We start from the raw sequence: 15,575 nt of genomic DNA, 5'->3' as shown, positions 1-15,575 counted from the left end.
GCACCGCCCTTATTCGCTGGGCAGTTATTGTAGCAGCTCAAGCGGCTGAACCTTCGTTGCCGCGTAGGCGGGCAATGCACCCGCCACGATGCCCACACCCAAGCCGAGGAAAGGAATCCCTAGGATAAGGGGCGGCAGAGATAGCGCCCAGCCGTTGAGAAGGCACACAACCCAGGAACCGAGAATACCGAGGATGAAGCCTCCAAGAGCGCCCAAGGCACCGAGGAGAGCCGCCTCCGCAAGGAAGCTGACCGCCACATCTCGCCGTCCCAACCCTAATGCACGGTTGATGCCGATTTCCCTGCGGCGTTCCCAGACCGAAATCTGCATAGTCATCACAATGCCGAAGCTTGTCGAGACGATAAGAACCACCAGAATAATGGTCGTAAGAGCTCGGCTATCCTTCGTCAAGGAAGCACGAAGAGTCACCGGTGAAGGCGGAATCTCAATATTTGTATCAACGGGGGCGCGCTGCGGATCGAGTACCTGCTTAAGCTGTTCCGCGACCGTATCTGCACTTCCTGGATTCACGATGACGTCCATACCGCGTTGCAGGGTGTGGGCTTGCGGCAAGAAAGTGGAGGTGGTCGGCAGAATAAGAGCGCTACTGAGAGCAGCGTTTTTGCCGCCGTCACGGATAATGCCGAGTACGTAGGCTCGCATTCCGTTGACCTCAATCATGTTCCGCCCGGGCTCAGTGCTGACCCCTAGCTCTTTCGCGAGGGCAACACCCAGATAGACGGTAGGCTCACCGAGGCGTTCGCGGGCAGGTTCCGAGAAATGTCCCTCAACAATGTGCGCACCTCGTGCTTTCAAACCTGATTCTGAAACGATTGCGAGGGGTGTCTGTTGGCCTTCTTGCCCCGGCCTGTTGACCTGCGGACGCGTTGTCTGCGTATCGACGGTGACTGTACCGGCAGCTTTGACCTCTGGAACTTGGTTAACGCGCCAGAGCAGTTCATCCTCCGGTATATCCCAGGTCTGCGGCTGGAGGCGCACACCGAGCCGGGTGGAATCGTAACTGACCAGCTGCGAGCTCGTGTTGAGTGCTGACGACTCGCTGACGCCCACCAGCATGATGATGGTGGTTGTTCCCGCGAGCATCGCCAGTACCGTGAGCAGGTTGCGGCGCCAACGGCGAACAACTGCAAGGAGAGCGTAGTGAAGGTTGTTCCTTAGCATCTATCCTCCCCTGACAACGGGTTCTATGAGCGTTTGGTGGGCAAGCTCTTCGGGACGAGTGAGTTCGGGGCTAACGAGCATCCCATCGACCATGTGTAGCTGCCGGTCGCAGCGAGCCGCGATATCGGGTTCATGGGTGATGATGACCAGGCTTTGCTTCTCCGCACGGCCGGCGAGGAGCAGATCCAACACCTTGTGAGAGTTTTCAGTGTCGAGGTTTCCTGTAGGCTCATCGCACAGTAGGATACGCGGGGCGCAGGCTAACGCGCGTGCGACCGCGACTCGTTGCTGTTCACCACCGGACATATTGCGTGGAAGAACCTCCAAACGGTGCCCCAAACCCACCTGTTCGAGTGCCTGCAACGCACGCTGATGTGCCTGACGGCCCGGTACGCCGCGCATCCGGAGGGTATGGGCAATGTTCTCGGTGGCGTTCAGATGAGCGATAAGGTGGTACGCCTGAAAGACAAAAGCGATGTGCTCACGGCGTGCTACAGTTCGCTCGGCGTCGCTGGCGGTGCCCATGTTTTGGCCCAATATTTTCAGCTCACCTTCAGAGGGCTGATCGAGTAGCCCGATGATAGAGAGGAGCGTAGATTTTCCGCTTCCGGAGGCGCCGGTAATGGCCACCGATTCGCCTTCATGAATGCTGAGGGTCGCGTTTTTTAGTGCCCAGGTGGAGGGCGGGAAGAAACGCGCAATATTGTGGCACTCGATATTAGGTTTTGTGGCGGTAGCGCTCGTGGGGAGGGCACGTTCTGTCTCGTGATGAGGCATTTTAGCGCTCCTTCAGCTTCACGACGGTACCTGCCTTGAGTTCTGCAGCGGGGTTGACGAGCTCGCAGATTCCGGCGGAGCACACGCCAAGGGTGACGGGAACGCTCTGACCGTTATCCAGGGTGATGGAGTGCGTTCCGTTTTCTTCGGTTTTGACGGCGGCTTCAAGCACTGCGAGGGCGTTTTCAGCGCCTCGGTTGAGAGTGACGGTTGCTTGAAAACGTGTTGATGCCGTCGTGTTTTCCGGCAAGTCGATTGTGATGGGGTAGCGTTTCCGTGCGGTAGCTCCCGGTGCGGAGGTATCGCTGTTAGGTCGCGCGCTGTTCTGCGCACCGTTGGAGGCACCTGCGTTAGCGCCGCCGTCAGCGTTAGTTGAGCCTTCGGGTGTGAGGGCCGCGCCCAGGGTGCCTTCGAGCGAACTTCCGTTATCGGTAAGAATCTGGACTTTCTGTCCCTCAGCGAGTTCATTGCTGAGAGCGCTACCGTCCGCGGAGAGTACCAGACGGTATCCACCCGCGGATAGGGTGCACAGCGCCTGAGTTGAGGTTTGGCCTTTGGTGCCGCAGCTGTTGTCTACGGTGTATTCATTGCCGTCAGCGAAGAGGTATTCAGAGAGCGGCAGTGCGGTGCTGTAGCGTCCTTCTTCGGTTCGGTCAGTATCCCCGGGAGGGTAGTAGCCACGATCCAGGTAGAAACGGTAGACAGCGTTGGCGGTTGCTTCGCCGTAGTTTCCTTCCTCATCCCAGATACTGTAGCCAAGCGATTCTAGAGCCTCTTGGAGCTGTTTAACATCATCGCCGCGCGCGCCTACGGCAAGGTCGCGGTAGGCGGGAATACTACCCTTGAACGCAATGATGGGACGCTCGTTGATAGTGGTGATAATTGAGCCGTTACTCAGCTGGGTACCCGCCTTGGCACCGTCCCTGGTCACCACTCCTTGAGGGGTTCCCACGGTGTAGCTTCGAGCGGGTGACACGCTAACTTCTCCCGAGTAGGTGCGGGTAACAGTCTGCGTGCTGATTCGGGTTGTTAGTTGCGCGGCGCGGGACGGTTGCGCATTGGATTCAACATTGGTGCGTAGCCCCGTATTAAGTGCGTAGATGGAGAACCCGCCGGTGATGACGAGCAGAATGACGAGCACCGGAACCAGGTAGGCGCGTATGGTTGCCGTCGTGGCGGCGCGGCGGGGGTTTTCTGAACTCTGCTGCGTGTTCATGGGTTCACCTTTCTGCGGTGAAATATGGGGCGGGACTAGGGGTAATTGCTGAGGGTAACAACGTGGCGGGGGTTGAATAAAGGGGTGTATCCTCTGCTCTCATCCGCGGGTGAACGCGGTTGAGAGCAGAGGACCGGTAGAAAATTTTCGCTAGAAAATGTCCAACGAGGAATCAGCGTTTACTGGTTGCCGTTGGCTAGTTGCCGTTGACTAGAGCTGCGGCACGCTCCTGTGCCTGACGTTCAATATCGCGTACTTCAAGGATGAGCGGCTCATGCTCATTGAGCCAGGTCGCAGCCTTTTCGTAGTAGATATTCTGTGCCTTAGTCAGGATTCCAGTAGACTTTTGGCAGTTGTAGTCAGCATGAGCTAGGGATTGCTCTTCCGCATTGGCGGCGGCATTGGCTGCCTTATACTTACCCCAGGTTTTCTCTGCGTAGCTGGGAGCATCTCCGAAGTGCTGGATATCGGTGTATCCGCTTTCTTTCATGCATGCACCGTAGGTGGTGTCATTACGGTAGTATTTCCCCATTTCTTCTACTGCGTTATTTTTGGATCCACCCACGATGAGCTCGTTAATGAAGTTGATGTATTTGAGGTAGTTTTCTGCTGAGCCAAAGACAGCCTCTGCCGCACGTCCCAGGCATGAATCTGTTGCCATGCCGGTCTGGGAACCGTTACTCATCGTGATGGTAACGGTTTTGCTGTCTGCGGCTTGGGGGTCGCCTTGAAATGCTTTCCGATATGCCGGGTTTTCCATCGCGGGTGCATTGCTGGAGCTAGCGTTGCCCTGCCGGGTGGATAAGTACCCTTGGGTGGCCGCTTCTTCGTTGGCGAAGTGGGCGTCACTCATCGCAAGTTCATGAACGGAGCTGCCGTCAATAATGTTCTGGCTACCGGAGTAGGTGAAGGACTTCTCACTCATGCACTTTTTGACTTCGTTAACGAGGGCCACGTTAATGTCCGGGGAGGGATTCTCGTAGCTTGCCAGGACATTGCGAATGTCTTGCTTAACTTCAACGGTGGTGGAGCAACTCGATACGCCCAGGCAACAGGCAATACCGATAAGGGCGAGGGGTGTGAAGGGCTTCTTTGCCATGAACTTCACCTTTCTCAAGCATCATTGATGGGCGAGAACCGGCAGTGATACGAGCGTATCGTGAGGGCTATCTACAGACCAGCTATATGGTGTAAACCTGCGTTTTGCGGAGTAGAAGCATCATGAGCCGATTACTAAGTATGATAGAGGACAACCCCCCCCCGTACAATAGACACACAAGATGTATTTATGACGTATAGCACCTATAAGAATGCATGTAAAAGAGCTTATGGATTAAAGGGCGGTGCCCCGGAAGAATGACCTTCCGGGGCACCGCCCTTTAGCTATCTCAAAGACTTATTCAGCCCGAAATATTGAGTTTAGAACTTCGTGCCGGTCAGACGCTCATACGCCTCAACGTAACGGGCACGAGTCTTCTCCACAACCTCCTCAGGCAGGTGCGGCACGTTATCCGAACCGTCCCAGCCCGCCTCCGGGGAACGCAGCCAGTCACGCACATACTGCTTATCAAAGCTCGGCTGAGCATGACCCGGCTCATACTGCTGAGCGTCCCAGAAACGCGAAGAATCCGGGGTCAGAACCTCATCACCCAGAGTGATCTCGCCACGGTACGAATCAGTACCGAACTCCATCTTGGTATCCGCCAGAATAATGCCCTGCTCACGAGCAATCTTCTCCGCAGTGGTGTACAGGCTCAGGCTCAGCTCCTCCAGGCGCTCACCCACCGGCTGACCAACCTCAGCGTACAGCTCCTCACGGGTCACCAGCTCATCATGCTCACCCACCTCAGCCTTACCGGTCGGAGTGAAAATCGGGGTCTCCAGGCGGGAACCATCCACCAGACCCGCAGGCAACTTCACGCCAGCAATCTCACCAGTCTCGTTGTACACAGCCAAACCCGAACCGGTCAGGTAACCGCGCACAATGCATTCCACCGGGAACATGTTCAGGGAGCGGCAAATCATTGCTCGACCAGCCACAACATCCGGAACGTCAGTGGACAGCACGTGGTTCGGAACCTGCTTAAGCTGCTCAAACCACCACAGGGACATCTGAGTCAGAATCTTGCCCTTATCCGGAATCTCGGTGGGCAGAATACGGTCAAAAGCGCTAATACGGTCCGAGGCAACAACCATAACCGAACCGGCACGCAGCTCAGCGTCATCATTGACGGTCAAGCCGGTAGCATCAAAACGTTCCTCATTCGGAACGTACAGGTCGCGGACCTTACCGGAATAAATGTGAGTCCAGCCCGGGATTTCCACGGGGTTAGAACGAGAAGTCATGAGAATTTCTCCTGATGAGGTGGTGTGATGTGGATGCAAAAAGTCTGTGTAATTACAATACCGCGACAGGCACGGCTCCCGATAGTGCCAACCAGTCATCAATACGGCACAATCTTGAGAGCCCAACCTGCCCCGGTCGCCGCCGACAGCACCCCGAGCCGAGGAAATGAACCCGGGAAAAGCTGAGGCTGCGAGGGATAAAGAAGCGAGTGGCAAAGAAGCGACCGGCTCCCCCACCCTCAAGCGGGGAAGCCGGTCACCTTAGGTTTTAGCCGCGCGGGGCGGGAATGTGGATGCGGTTCTCCACAGCCTTCAGCGCGATGTCGGTGCGGTACTGCGCGCCAGCCCAGGAGATAGCGCGAACGCCCTCGTAGGCGGCGTCGCGGGCGGCGCCCAGGTTCTCACCGAGCGCCACGACGGCCAGCACGCGGCCGCCGGCGGTGTGGATTTCCTCGCCGGAAACCACGGTGCCCGCGTGAATCACGTGCACGCCCTCCAGAGCATTCGCCTCATCCAGACCGGAGATAACATCACCCTTGCGGGGAGTGTCAGGGTAGTTCTCAGCAGCCATAACCACGTCCACTGCGGTGCGGGGATCCCAATCCAGCTCGGTACCCTCAGAAATTTCACCGCGAGCAGCCGCACGCAGCAGCTGACCCAGCGGGGTGCGCAGACGCGCCAGAACCGCCTGGGTTTCCGGGTCGCCAAAGCGGGCGTTGAACTCGATAACGCGCACGCCGCGGCTGGTCACAGCCAGGCCGCAGAAGAGCACACCCACGAACGGGGTGCCGCGCTCAGCCATACGAGCCACGGTCGGGCGGGCAACCTTCTCCACGACCTCCTGCACGAAGCCCTCGGGCAGCCAGGGAAGCGGGGTGTAGGCGCCCATACCGCCGGTATTCGGGCCCTCATCGTTGTCAAAAATGCGCTTGAAGTCCTGAGCCGGGGACAGCGGCAGAACGTTCTTACCGTCAGAAATGACGAAGAGGGACACCTCGGGGCCGTCCAGGAACTCTTCGATGACCACGGTACCGCCAGCGTTGAAGCAAGCCTGAGCGTGCTCCAGTGCTGCGGTGCGGTCCTCGGTCACCACAACGCCCTTACCTGCTGCCAGGCCGTCGTCCTTCACCACATAGGGTGCACCGAACTCGTCCAGGGCAGCCTGCGCCTCAGCAGCATTCGTTGCCACGTAAGCGCGGGCAGTCGGCACGGAAGCCTCTTCCATGACCTGCTTAGCGAAAGCCTTAGAACCCTCCAGCTGAGCGGCAGCTGCAGAGGGGCCGAAAACATCAAAACCCGCCTCACGCAGTGCATCAGAAACACCGGCGACCAGCGGTGCCTCCGGGCCAATAACAACCAGGTCGGCGTTCAGTTCGCGTGCCAGGGCGGTTGCCTGGGCGGGATCATTCGCATCAATTGCGTGGACGGGAACATCCTGGGCAATGCCGGCGTTGCCGGGGGCGCTGTGCACCTCGGTTACCTCAGGGTCGCGCAGAAGCGCTCGAATAATTGCGTGTTCGCGGCCGCCGGGGCCCAGTACCAAAACCTTCATAGTATTTAGGGTACCCGGTACCCTCTCAAAAATGTGAGCTGAGCACACTAAAAATGCGGCCCTTCTCATGTAGCGGCACATTCGCAAGAATGCACGCTAGAGAAGAGCCGCACAGCGCGGTAACCGAAGCTACCGAATCAAACTAAAGCACTAGATGAGGGCGGTAATAGCAGCCAGGCCACCGAAGACAATACCGGGAGCGTTCGCAATGATGATCGGAACGTCCTTCTTGGGGCGCCACAGACCGTACAGAACCCACAGGGTGCAGTTCACCGCAGCGACCAGCGGCTGGATCCAGTCACCCTTGTGACCGTTCAGGTTACCGATAATCTGCGGGAAGTAGAAGACATACATGAGCACTGCGGTCACAGAAGCAACGCGAGCCAGGATGGGGAAGAACTTTGCGTGGAATTCAGAATCCACGCCCACGCCACCCTTGGGGGAGACGTTCTGTGCGGAGGTGTTTGCGGAGGTGTTGTTCTGCTCTGCCATGGATGTACTCCTTTACATGGTTTGCCGCTCACCAATCAAGAGTGAGTTGAGGGGTAAGGGGCATTAAGCGATGCATACTCGTACCGGGTCACGTCTAACTAGTTTCGCCTAGATATAGAGGCCCCGGGACTGCATCAATTGCGTACTGGATACATTACGCCCGTTCTCAGACTGCATATTGGGGCATGTCAGAGATGATGAACCGTGGATACACTCATAGCTCATCGATTGACGGGGTGGGGTTTTGCTCATCTGCCGCTGCCTTGGTCATCGCCATGTTCATGAGGCGGTACGTCGAGGCGCCAGAATGGTTCGTCGGGCGTCAATCGTGGTCGGTCCTATGCGGTGCGCGGGTCAGGTCTTTCGGTTCGTGCGGGCTGTGCCTCGCTCACGTACCTCAGTATTTCCTGTTGCGCTTGAGCACCCTTCAATTATAAAAATGAGTTACTCATAGCTTCAACCCGTAGTGGGCGTGAATCTCTTCACACGGCTCTCCTTCGACCGCGCCAGCCCATCCTAGCTCCGCACCACTAAGCACGAATAGGGTCAAGCCGCATGCCCCGTTTAAACTAGAAGAATGACCAACAGCACCACCCCACAGGCAACCACTCACACCACCGACCACAGCAGCGCCTTCGACGTAGAACTCGCGCAGCTCACCCGCAACAACTTCATTGAGGCACGCCACCGCGGCCGCCTCATCCTGCTGGGCCCCGACGGCGATGTGCAGCTTGCCCTCGGCGATATTCACGAGCCCTTCTACCTGCGCTCCGCCGCCAAACCGCTGCAGGCCATCGGATCCATGAAGGCGGGCGCGCCCCTGCGCGGCTCCCAGGTCGCCATCGCCTGCGGCTCGCACCGCGGCACCTTCGAGCAGATGCGCGCCGTGCAGGACGTACTCACCCAGGGCAGCACCGAAACCAACCCGCTCACCCCGGCAAACCTGGCGCTCAAGCCCACGCTCCCCTCCGACAAGCAGGCACGCCAGGCAATGGTTCAGGCGAACCTTGCCGCTACTACCCTGGCGCACCCCTGCTCCGGCAAGCACGCCGCATTCCTGTGGGCGTGCACCGCCAAGCTTGAGCGCGGCGACCTCGAAGAGGGCTCGCAGGACTGGACTCTGCACAACTACCTCGACCCCGCCCACCCGCTGCAGCAGGTCATCACCGAAGAAATTGAGGCGTTCACCGGCGAGCCCGTAGCCGCTATCGGCGTTGATGGCTGCGGTGCGCCCGTGCACGCCGTCTCCCTGGCCGGTGCCGCACGCGCCTACTCGACCCTGGGTGCGGCAATCCGCAACCTCGGCGCGGATGCGCGCGCCTCCACGGTCGCGACCGCCATGGTGGATTACCCCGAGCTGATTCAGGCACCCGGCTCCCCCGACACCGTGCTCAGCGAAGAACTGGACGCGATCGTCAAGGGCGGTGCGGAGGGCGTGCTCTGCATTGGTCTGCGTTCGGGCGCATCCGTGGTGGTGAAGATGAGCGACGGTTCGCACCGCGCCATGTACGCCGTGGCTCTGCGTGCTCTCGCCGCTGGCGGCTACCTGAGCGCCGAGGAATGCGAGCGCCTACTCGCGCTGGTGGTTCACCCGGTGACCGGCGGCTACGTGGACGGCAAGCCGGTTGAGGTGGGCGAGCTGCGTGTGTATGAGGAGCTTTTCACCCGCGAGGGTCTGGTTCCCGGCGCCCCGGAAGAGGACTAATCGTGGCGATTCGACGTAAAACTTCCGAAGCAGACGGCATGGCGGCGGTACGCGAAGTGCGTGCTTTCTTTGAGGCGCAGCGTGCGGCAGCCGGCGAGCCTGCAGATGTGCATGCCCAAGGCGAGTACCTGCTGAACAGCGCCGAGGTGGAGCAGGCGTTTGCCGCGCTCCCCCGCTCGGTGCGTGCGACCTTTGTGCGCTTCACCTTGGAGGAGCTGGCAACCCTCGCCCCCGGCAATAGTGTGGAGGTGCGTGTACCCCCGCTGGGTGTGACTCAGTGTATTGCTGGCCCCCGCCATACGCGCGGCACTCCCCCGTCCGTTGTGGAGGCGCGTCCGCTCGTGTGGGCGGCGCTGGTTCTGGGTGCCTGTTCGTGGGCGCAGGCGGTGAGTGCCGGTGCGCTGGATGCGTCGGGTGAGCGTAGTGACCTTTCGGGTTTGTTGCCGCTCTTCTAGAATTCGCTACGAGCTCACAGGTCCACGCAGTTTTCGTGATTTGGCGTGTTTGGTGCCTGTTCTAGTGGTCCATCCTGAGGTATTTAGCGTATCCTTCACCACGTCTACATTGAAACCCGGTACACTTTTAAAGGTCTGGTGTATGCTACCGCACACACAGGCAGGTGCGAGTACAGAAACACACGTCCGTCTTGCGCCTGCGCAGACGCATCCGCAGTCCCAACGTCGAAAAGAAGTGAATTGATTCGTCCCGACGGAAAACTCACTCACGACCTCGATCCGATTGACCACGGCCCCAAGGACGCCTGCGGCGTCTTCGGCGTGTGGGCACCCGGCGAGGACGTGGCAAAGCTAACCTACTACGGTCTGTACGCACTCCAGCACCGCGGCCAGGAATCAGCAGGTATCGCAACCAGTAACGGCAAACGCATCCACGTGTACAAAGATATGGGACTCGTCTCCCAGGTCTTTGACGAAGCCACCCTCAGCTCCATGCCCGGCGACCACGCTATCGGCCACGCCCGATACTCCACCACCGGCGCATCCCACTGGGCTAACGCACAACCCACCCTCGGTACCACCCCGCACGGCACGCTCTGTCTGGCGCACAACGGTAACCTCACCAATTCCGCTGACCTTTACGACCGTATCCTCGAAAAGAACGGCGGCAAGCCCCCCAAGCACGGTGAGCTTGCTCAGGGTAACACCACCGACACCGCACTCGTTACGGCTCTACTGGCAGAGCATGACTTCGATTCCCTTGAAGAAGCAGCGCTCGACCTGTTGCCGACCCTGCGCGGTGCTTTCTGCCTCACCTTCATGGATGAGAACACTCTCTACGCCGCACGCGACCCGCAGGGTGTACGCCCCCTCGTACTCGGTCGCCTGGAGCGCGGCTGGGTTGTCGCATCCGAAACCGCGGCACTTGATATTGTCGGCGCATCCTACGTGCGTGAAGTGGAGCCCGGCGAATTCCTCACCATTGACGAGAACGGTCTGCGTTCCCAGCGTTTCGCAGAAGCTAAGCCCGCCGGTTGCGTCTTCGAGTACGTCTACCTCGCACGCCCGGACACCACCATCTCCGGCCGTAGCGTCTACGAATCCCGCGTAGAAATGGGCCGTCAGCTCGCCCGCGAACACGCTGTTGAAGCTGACCTGGTCATGCCCACCCCCGAATCCGGTGTTCCGGCTGCTATTGGTTACGCCGAAGAGTCCGGCATCCCCTACGGTAACGGCCTGGTCAAGAACGCCTACGTGGGCCGAACCTTCATTCAGCCCTCGCAGACTATCCGCCAGCTCGGTATCCGCCTGAAGCTGAACCCGCTGAAGTCCGTGGTTGCCGGTAAGCGCCTCGTCGTCATTGACGACTCCATTGTTCGCGGTAACACTCAGCGTGCCCTCGTGCGTATGCTCCGCGAAGCTGGCGCGAAGGAAGTGCACGTGCGCATCTCCTCCCCGCCCGTGAAGTGGCCCTGCTTCTACGGTATTGACTTCGCCTCCCGCGCGGAGCTGATCGCTAACGGCCTGTCCGTGGACGAAATCGCTTCCTCCCTGGGTGCCGATTCTCTCGGCTTCATCTCCCAGGACGGCATGATGGCAGCCACCGAGCAGCCCGCCGAAAACATGTGCACCGCATGCTTCACCGGCAAATACCCGATCGAGCTGCCGAGCGAGGAACGACGCGGCAAGTCCCTCTTCGACGCTGGAGAAAAGGGCAAGGGCGGACCCCTCGCCGGTAAGGCAGCTGAGGTGACCGTGGAGCGCCCCGTCCCCTCCAAGCCTGAGCATGCTGAGGCCGTCTCCATTGAGACCCGCGAAGGCACCGAAACTCTCGAAACGAAGTTCGATCTCTCCGCAGTACAGGTTGCCGCAGACGACGCCGGTATGGGCATGTGCAACCCCGGCCCCGACGCCGACCTCGAGGCATTGCTCACCGAGCAGGACCGCATCCCCGCAAACTCCTCCGCTACCGCTACCCCGAAGGAATCCTAATGAGCGAGAACACCACCACCGTAACCTACGCGAGCGCAGGTGTTGACGTAGAGGCTGGCGATCGCGCCGTTGAGCTGATGAAGGGCGCTATCAAGGCGACCCACAACTCCTCCGTCGTTGGTGGCGTGGGCGGCTTCGCGGGCCTGTACGACGTCTCCGAGCTCGTCAAGTACCGCAAGCCCTACCTGGCTACCTCCACCGACGGTGTGGGCACCAAGGTCGCTATTGCGCAGGCACTCGATATTCACGACACCATCGGCTACGACCTGGTCGGCATGGTCGTGGACGACATCGTGGTCTGCGGCGCTAAGCCGCTGTTCATGACCGACTACATTGCCACCGGCAAGGTCGTTCCCGAGCGTATCGCTGACATTGTGCGCGGTATCGCTGGCGCATGTGCACAGGCTGGCACCGCCCTGGTTGGCGGCGAAACCGCTGAGCACCCCGGCCTGCTCGCAGAAGACGAGTACGACGTTGCGGGCGCGGCAACCGGTCTGGTTGAGGCTGACGAGCTGCTCGGCCCGGACCGCGTGCGTAAGGGTGACGTACTGATTGCTATGGCATCCTCCGGTATTCACTCCAACGGCTACTCCCTGGTCCGTAAGGTCCTGAACGTTGCCGGTTGGGGTCTGGAGCGCCAGGTGGACGAGCTGGGCCGCACCATCGGTGAAGAGCTGCTCGAACCCACCCGCGTGTACGCTGCAGACTGCCTGGACCTGGCGGCAGCATTCCCCGTCAACGGCGAAGACGGCACCACCGGCAGCGGTGTACGCGGCTTCTCGCACGTGACCGGCGGCGGCCTGGCTGCTAACCTGGCTCGCGTTCTGCCCCAGGGCCTGGAGGGTCGTGTGGACCGCTCCACCTGGCAGATTCCCGCCATCTTCTCCCTGATCGGTTCGCTGGGCAACGTGCCCCTTGCCGACCTGGAGCGCACCCTGAACCTGGGCGTGGGCATGATTGCTATCGTTGACCCCTCCGTGGCTGAGGCTGCTACCAAGCGTCTGAACGACCGCGGTATCCCCTCCTGGATTATGGGTGACGTTGTTGCCGCCGGTGAGCCCGAGGCTAACAACCCCGATTACGTGCAGGGCGCTAAGGGCGTGGACGGCGGCGCGGTTCGCCTGCTGGGCTCCTACGCTTCCTAAGGACGCTTTCTCCAGTAGGTAGCGAGCGCCAGCTTGCTGGTGCTGATGATTCTATAGACCGGGGCGGTCACCCATGCGGTGGCCGCCCCGGTCTGTGTGTCTACCGGCGGTGCGTGCTGTCCCGTGTGTTTGATGCCAGCTTTTTATTTATTTTCACGCGTATTTCAGGCTATTTTTATTTTTTGCTATCAACTGCATTTTTAATGCATTCTAGTGCTTACACCACAGTGTTAAAACATTTATTTCTCTCCCCTGTCAGCAAGAGGTGCCGCATATCCTGCCTCGTATACTCCAACCCTCAAGCTTTACTTACATAAACCCTCAACCATTGGGCACTATTCAGCCTCCAGAGGTTGATTTTCTGCACATTAACCCGTGAAAAGCACCTCAAAAATCCCTCAAGTTCACCTTGAAGTGATACCTTAGAAATGTACGTTGCACACCGTCCAAAAAGGGTTCTTTCGGTACGAAAAAGGGTCTACAAAACACTATTCCCTCACCCCATTCATTACTTCAGCGCGCCCAAAAACAGGCCCCTTTGCCGCCCCGTAAGAACCCTATGCGCACCTCGTGCACCTACAGACGGAAACACCAGTACACATCACACAGTTCGCATACCACCTACATCAGGAGAACCAGATGAGGCTTCCATACATCGGTGCGCAGCACACCGAAACACCTCCTCGCCCCCGCATCGATAACCGCCGCACCGATAACCTCTACACCGATAACCGCCGTCGCAAGCGCCCCGCACACGCAGCCCTGAGCCTGCTCGCCGCAGGTGCGCTCCTCTTCGGAGGCGACCTACCCGCCGTCCTCGCGCAGGCACCCAGCGACGAAGCCATCCTGGCAGCAGCTCAGGCAGCGCCCCAGATTGAAGGGCCCGTCAGCCCCCTCACCCTCACACGCAACGGCGTAGCACGCCCCACCACCCCCACCGCGGCAGCCCCCGGCACGCTTCCCCAGCAGAACTTCGACCGATTCATCGTCACCTACACCGACGAAGCCAAGCAGCGCAAAATGCTGCGCGACGGCGAGTGGGACGCAGTCCGCGGCATCGTTGACGACATCATGGACACCGTCGACGTCGTCAGCGAAGCACTGAACGTCGACACCAAGTTCCTGCACAACACCTCCACCGATGACGCCGTCATCCAGACCTCCAAAACCCTCAACAAAAACGAGGCGAAGGAGTTCATGGCGAAGGTCGCCTCCGACCCGGACGTAGCCTCCGTCGAGCCCGACTACATCAACTACCCCGCCGCAGAAGGTGACATCACCTTCCAGTTCAACGACCCGCAGTACAGCAAGCAGTGGAACCTCACCAACCCCACCACCGGCGTTCAGAACACCGGTAACGCACGCCTGCGCCGCGGCGCATACGTGAAGGTCGCCGTACTCGACACCGGCTACGTGCCGCACCCCGACCTGGTCACCGGCATGGCGAACGGCTACGACTTCGTCAGCGACCCGCTCAGCGCCCGCGACGGCGACGGCCGCGACCCCAACCCCAGGGATGAAGGCGACTACGCGCCCTACAACCTCTGCAAGGATCAGGCGAACGCCCACACCTCCACCTGGCACGGCACCAGCGTTGCCGGCATTATCGGCGCCCGCGGCAATAACGGCATGGGCATGGTTGGTACCGCCGACCTCGCCCGTGTGCAGCCCGTGCGCGTGCTGGGCCGATGCGGTGGCCGCACCTCCGACATTGCCGACGCCATCATCTGGGCTGCCGGCGGACACGTTGACGGCGTGCCGGACAACACCTACCCCGCCAAGATCATCAATATGTCCATCGGCACCGTAACCCAGTGCCCCGCCGCGTACCAGCGCGCCATCAACATTGCACGCTCCAAGGGCGCAATCGTGGTCGCCGCGGCAGGTAACGGCAACACGGAGGCGTCCAAGTACGCGCCCGCCAACTGCATGGGCGTCATCACGGTCGGCGCAACAACCAAGGCCGGCACGCGAGCATCGTTCTCCAACTACGGCACGAGGGTCAACATCTCCGCACCGGGTGAAGACATCCTCTCCCTGTCCGTGAACAGCCTCGACCGCCCGGATAACACCAAGTTCACCTACGTCTACGAGAGCGGCACCTCCATGGCGGCACCGCACGTCTCCGCCCTGCTGGCGCAGCAGCTGGTCAACGGCACCTCCATGACCACTAAGCAGGTCGAGGAGGCGTTCACCCTCGCGGGGGGAAACCGCATCAAGTGCGATAAGTACTTCTGTGGACGAGGCATTATCAACAGCTTCAAACTGGCTAAACAGGCTGGAAACCTGGACGCGAACGGTAGGGTGACCTACCTGCGACCGCGCAAGACGATTAAGGTGATCTCTAAGGGACTGAGCGCAGGCGCATCTAACACTAAGATTGCCGATAGAGCCGCCGCCGACGAGGCAGCCGAAGCAACCGCAGAAGCTCTCACGGCAGGAGCCAACGGCGAGAGCCTCACCGGTGGCTACGACCGGATTCCCGGCGCGCCCGCCATGGAAATCCCCGAAGATGCCCAGGTCTACGACCTGAACGGTGACGCCGAGCCCATCACCCAGGACGAACCGCTGGTCACCAACCCCGCGCAGAAGCCCCGCGAGGTCAATGAACAATAAGCTATCCGCTACCGGCTCCGCACCAGGCCCAGTCGACAGCGCATAGTAAAAGCCCCCGATGAGAGAAATGAACTGCCTCCCGTTTCTTGGACAACGA

Annotated in this window: 12 protein-coding genes; 5 read left to right on the top strand and 7 right to left on the bottom strand. The window is 59.9% G+C overall.

Going from position 1 to position 15,575, the window contains the following annotated elements; all coding sequences use genetic code 11:
* Positions 1-24 precede the first annotated feature (24 nt).
* The 7 genes from HMPREF3055_RS03730 to HMPREF3055_RS09370 form a co-directional block, all read right to left on the bottom strand.
* Entirely contained in the window at positions 25-1,182 is a 1,158-nt protein-coding gene (locus HMPREF3055_RS03730; protein WP_070738033.1) for an ABC transporter permease, read from the bottom strand.
* Entirely contained in the window at positions 1,183-1,959 is a 777-nt protein-coding gene (locus HMPREF3055_RS03725; protein ID WP_070691154.1) for an ABC transporter ATP-binding protein, read from the bottom strand. It lies immediately after the preceding gene.
* A 1-nt stretch (position 1,960) separates the two neighbouring features.
* Entirely contained in the window at positions 1,961-3,175 is a 1,215-nt protein-coding gene (locus tag HMPREF3055_RS03720) for a peptidoglycan-binding domain-containing protein (protein ID WP_070629995.1), read from the bottom strand.
* A 196-nt stretch (positions 3,176-3,371) separates the two neighbouring features.
* Positions 3,372-4,274 carry a hypothetical protein gene (locus tag HMPREF3055_RS03715; RefSeq protein ID WP_005504617.1) on the bottom strand — a complete coding sequence of 301 codons (903 nt, stop codon included), beginning with the start codon at positions 4,272-4,274 and terminating at the stop codon, positions 3,372-3,374.
* A 320-nt stretch (positions 4,275-4,594) separates the two neighbouring features.
* On the bottom strand, positions 4,595-5,521 hold the full coding sequence (locus HMPREF3055_RS03710; protein ID WP_049340964.1) for a phosphoribosylaminoimidazolesuccinocarboxamide synthase: 927 nt from the start codon (positions 5,519-5,521) through the stop codon (positions 4,595-4,597).
* A gap of 268 nt (positions 5,522-5,789) precedes the next feature.
* A complete protein-coding gene (gene purD / locus HMPREF3055_RS03705) occupies positions 5,790-7,073 on the bottom strand; it encodes a phosphoribosylamine--glycine ligase (RefSeq protein WP_049340963.1) in 1,284 nt (427 codons plus the stop codon).
* 150 nt (positions 7,074-7,223) lie between these two features.
* Positions 7,224-7,565, bottom strand: a complete 342-nt coding sequence (locus HMPREF3055_RS09370) for a hypothetical protein (protein ID WP_246826889.1) — start codon at positions 7,563-7,565, stop codon at positions 7,224-7,226.
* Positions 7,566-8,142: 577 nt separating this feature from the next.
* Here HMPREF3055_RS09370 and HMPREF3055_RS03695 point away from each other — a divergent pair.
* The 5 genes from HMPREF3055_RS03695 to HMPREF3055_RS03675 all read left to right on the top strand — a co-directional run bounded on the left by HMPREF3055_RS03695 (position 8,143) and on the right by HMPREF3055_RS03675 (position 15,478).
* A complete protein-coding gene (locus tag HMPREF3055_RS03695) occupies positions 8,143-9,270 on the top strand; it encodes an asparaginase (protein ID WP_070738031.1) in 1,128 nt (375 codons plus the stop codon).
* 38 nt (positions 9,271-9,308) lie between these two features.
* Positions 9,309-9,725: a sterol carrier family protein gene (locus tag HMPREF3055_RS03690; protein ID WP_371325918.1), complete on the top strand. Its 417-nt coding sequence runs from the start codon at positions 9,309-9,311 to the stop codon at positions 9,723-9,725.
* Positions 9,726-9,965: 240 nt separating this feature from the next.
* On the top strand, positions 9,966-11,717 hold the full coding sequence (purF, locus tag HMPREF3055_RS03685) for an amidophosphoribosyltransferase (RefSeq protein ID WP_070738028.1): 1,752 nt from the start codon (positions 9,966-9,968) through the stop codon (positions 11,715-11,717).
* A complete protein-coding gene (gene purM / locus HMPREF3055_RS03680; RefSeq protein WP_070665959.1) occupies positions 11,717-12,862 on the top strand; it encodes a phosphoribosylformylglycinamidine cyclo-ligase in 1,146 nt (381 codons plus the stop codon). Before purF ends, purM begins: the two co-directional genes overlap by 1 nt.
* Before the next feature lie 639 nt (positions 12,863-13,501).
* Positions 13,502-15,478: a S8 family peptidase gene (locus HMPREF3055_RS03675; protein ID WP_070738025.1), complete on the top strand. Its 1,977-nt coding sequence runs from the start codon at positions 13,502-13,504 to the stop codon at positions 15,476-15,478.
* Positions 15,479-15,575: the final 97 nt, after the last annotated feature.

This window comes from Rothia sp. HMSC061C12 (assembly GCF_001815755.1).
Lineage (GTDB): Bacteria > Actinomycetota > Actinomycetes > Actinomycetales > Micrococcaceae > Rothia > Rothia mucilaginosa.
The sequence above is the reverse complement of the archived record's forward strand: the minus strand, read 5'-3'. Positions and strand labels throughout refer to the sequence as shown.

What these genes read in the sequence shown, in the direction of transcription:
- HMPREF3055_RS03730 (WP_070738033.1), bottom strand. Translation starts at nt 1,182, where the DNA reads ATGCTAAGGAACAACCTTCACTACGCTCTCCTTGCAGTTGTTCGCCGT.
- HMPREF3055_RS03725 (WP_070691154.1), bottom strand. Translation starts at nt 1,959, where the DNA reads ATGCCTCATCACGAGACAGAACGTGCCCTCCCCACGAGCGCTACCGCC.
- HMPREF3055_RS03720 (WP_070629995.1), bottom strand. Translation starts at nt 3,175, where the DNA reads ATGAACACGCAGCAGAGTTCAGAAAACCCCCGCCGCGCCGCCACGACG.
- HMPREF3055_RS03715 (WP_005504617.1), bottom strand. Translation starts at nt 4,274, where the DNA reads ATGGCAAAGAAGCCCTTCACACCCCTCGCCCTTATCGGTATTGCCTGT.
- HMPREF3055_RS03710 (WP_049340964.1), bottom strand. Translation starts at nt 5,521, where the DNA reads ATGACTTCTCGTTCTAACCCCGTGGAAATCCCGGGCTGGACTCACATT.
- purD (WP_049340963.1), bottom strand. Translation starts at nt 7,073, where the DNA reads ATGAAGGTTTTGGTACTGGGCCCCGGCGGCCGCGAACACGCAATTATT.
- HMPREF3055_RS09370 (WP_246826889.1), bottom strand. Translation starts at nt 7,565, where the DNA reads ATGGCAGAGCAGAACAACACCTCCGCAAACACCTCCGCACAGAACGTC.
- HMPREF3055_RS03695 (WP_070738031.1), top strand. Translation starts at nt 8,143, where the DNA reads ATGACCAACAGCACCACCCCACAGGCAACCACTCACACCACCGACCAC.
- HMPREF3055_RS03690 (WP_371325918.1), top strand. Translation starts at nt 9,309, where the DNA reads ATGGCGGCGGTACGCGAAGTGCGTGCTTTCTTTGAGGCGCAGCGTGCG.
- purM (WP_070665959.1), top strand. Translation starts at nt 11,717, where the DNA reads ATGAGCGAGAACACCACCACCGTAACCTACGCGAGCGCAGGTGTTGAC.
- HMPREF3055_RS03675 (WP_070738025.1), top strand. Translation starts at nt 13,502, where the DNA reads ATGAGGCTTCCATACATCGGTGCGCAGCACACCGAAACACCTCCTCGC.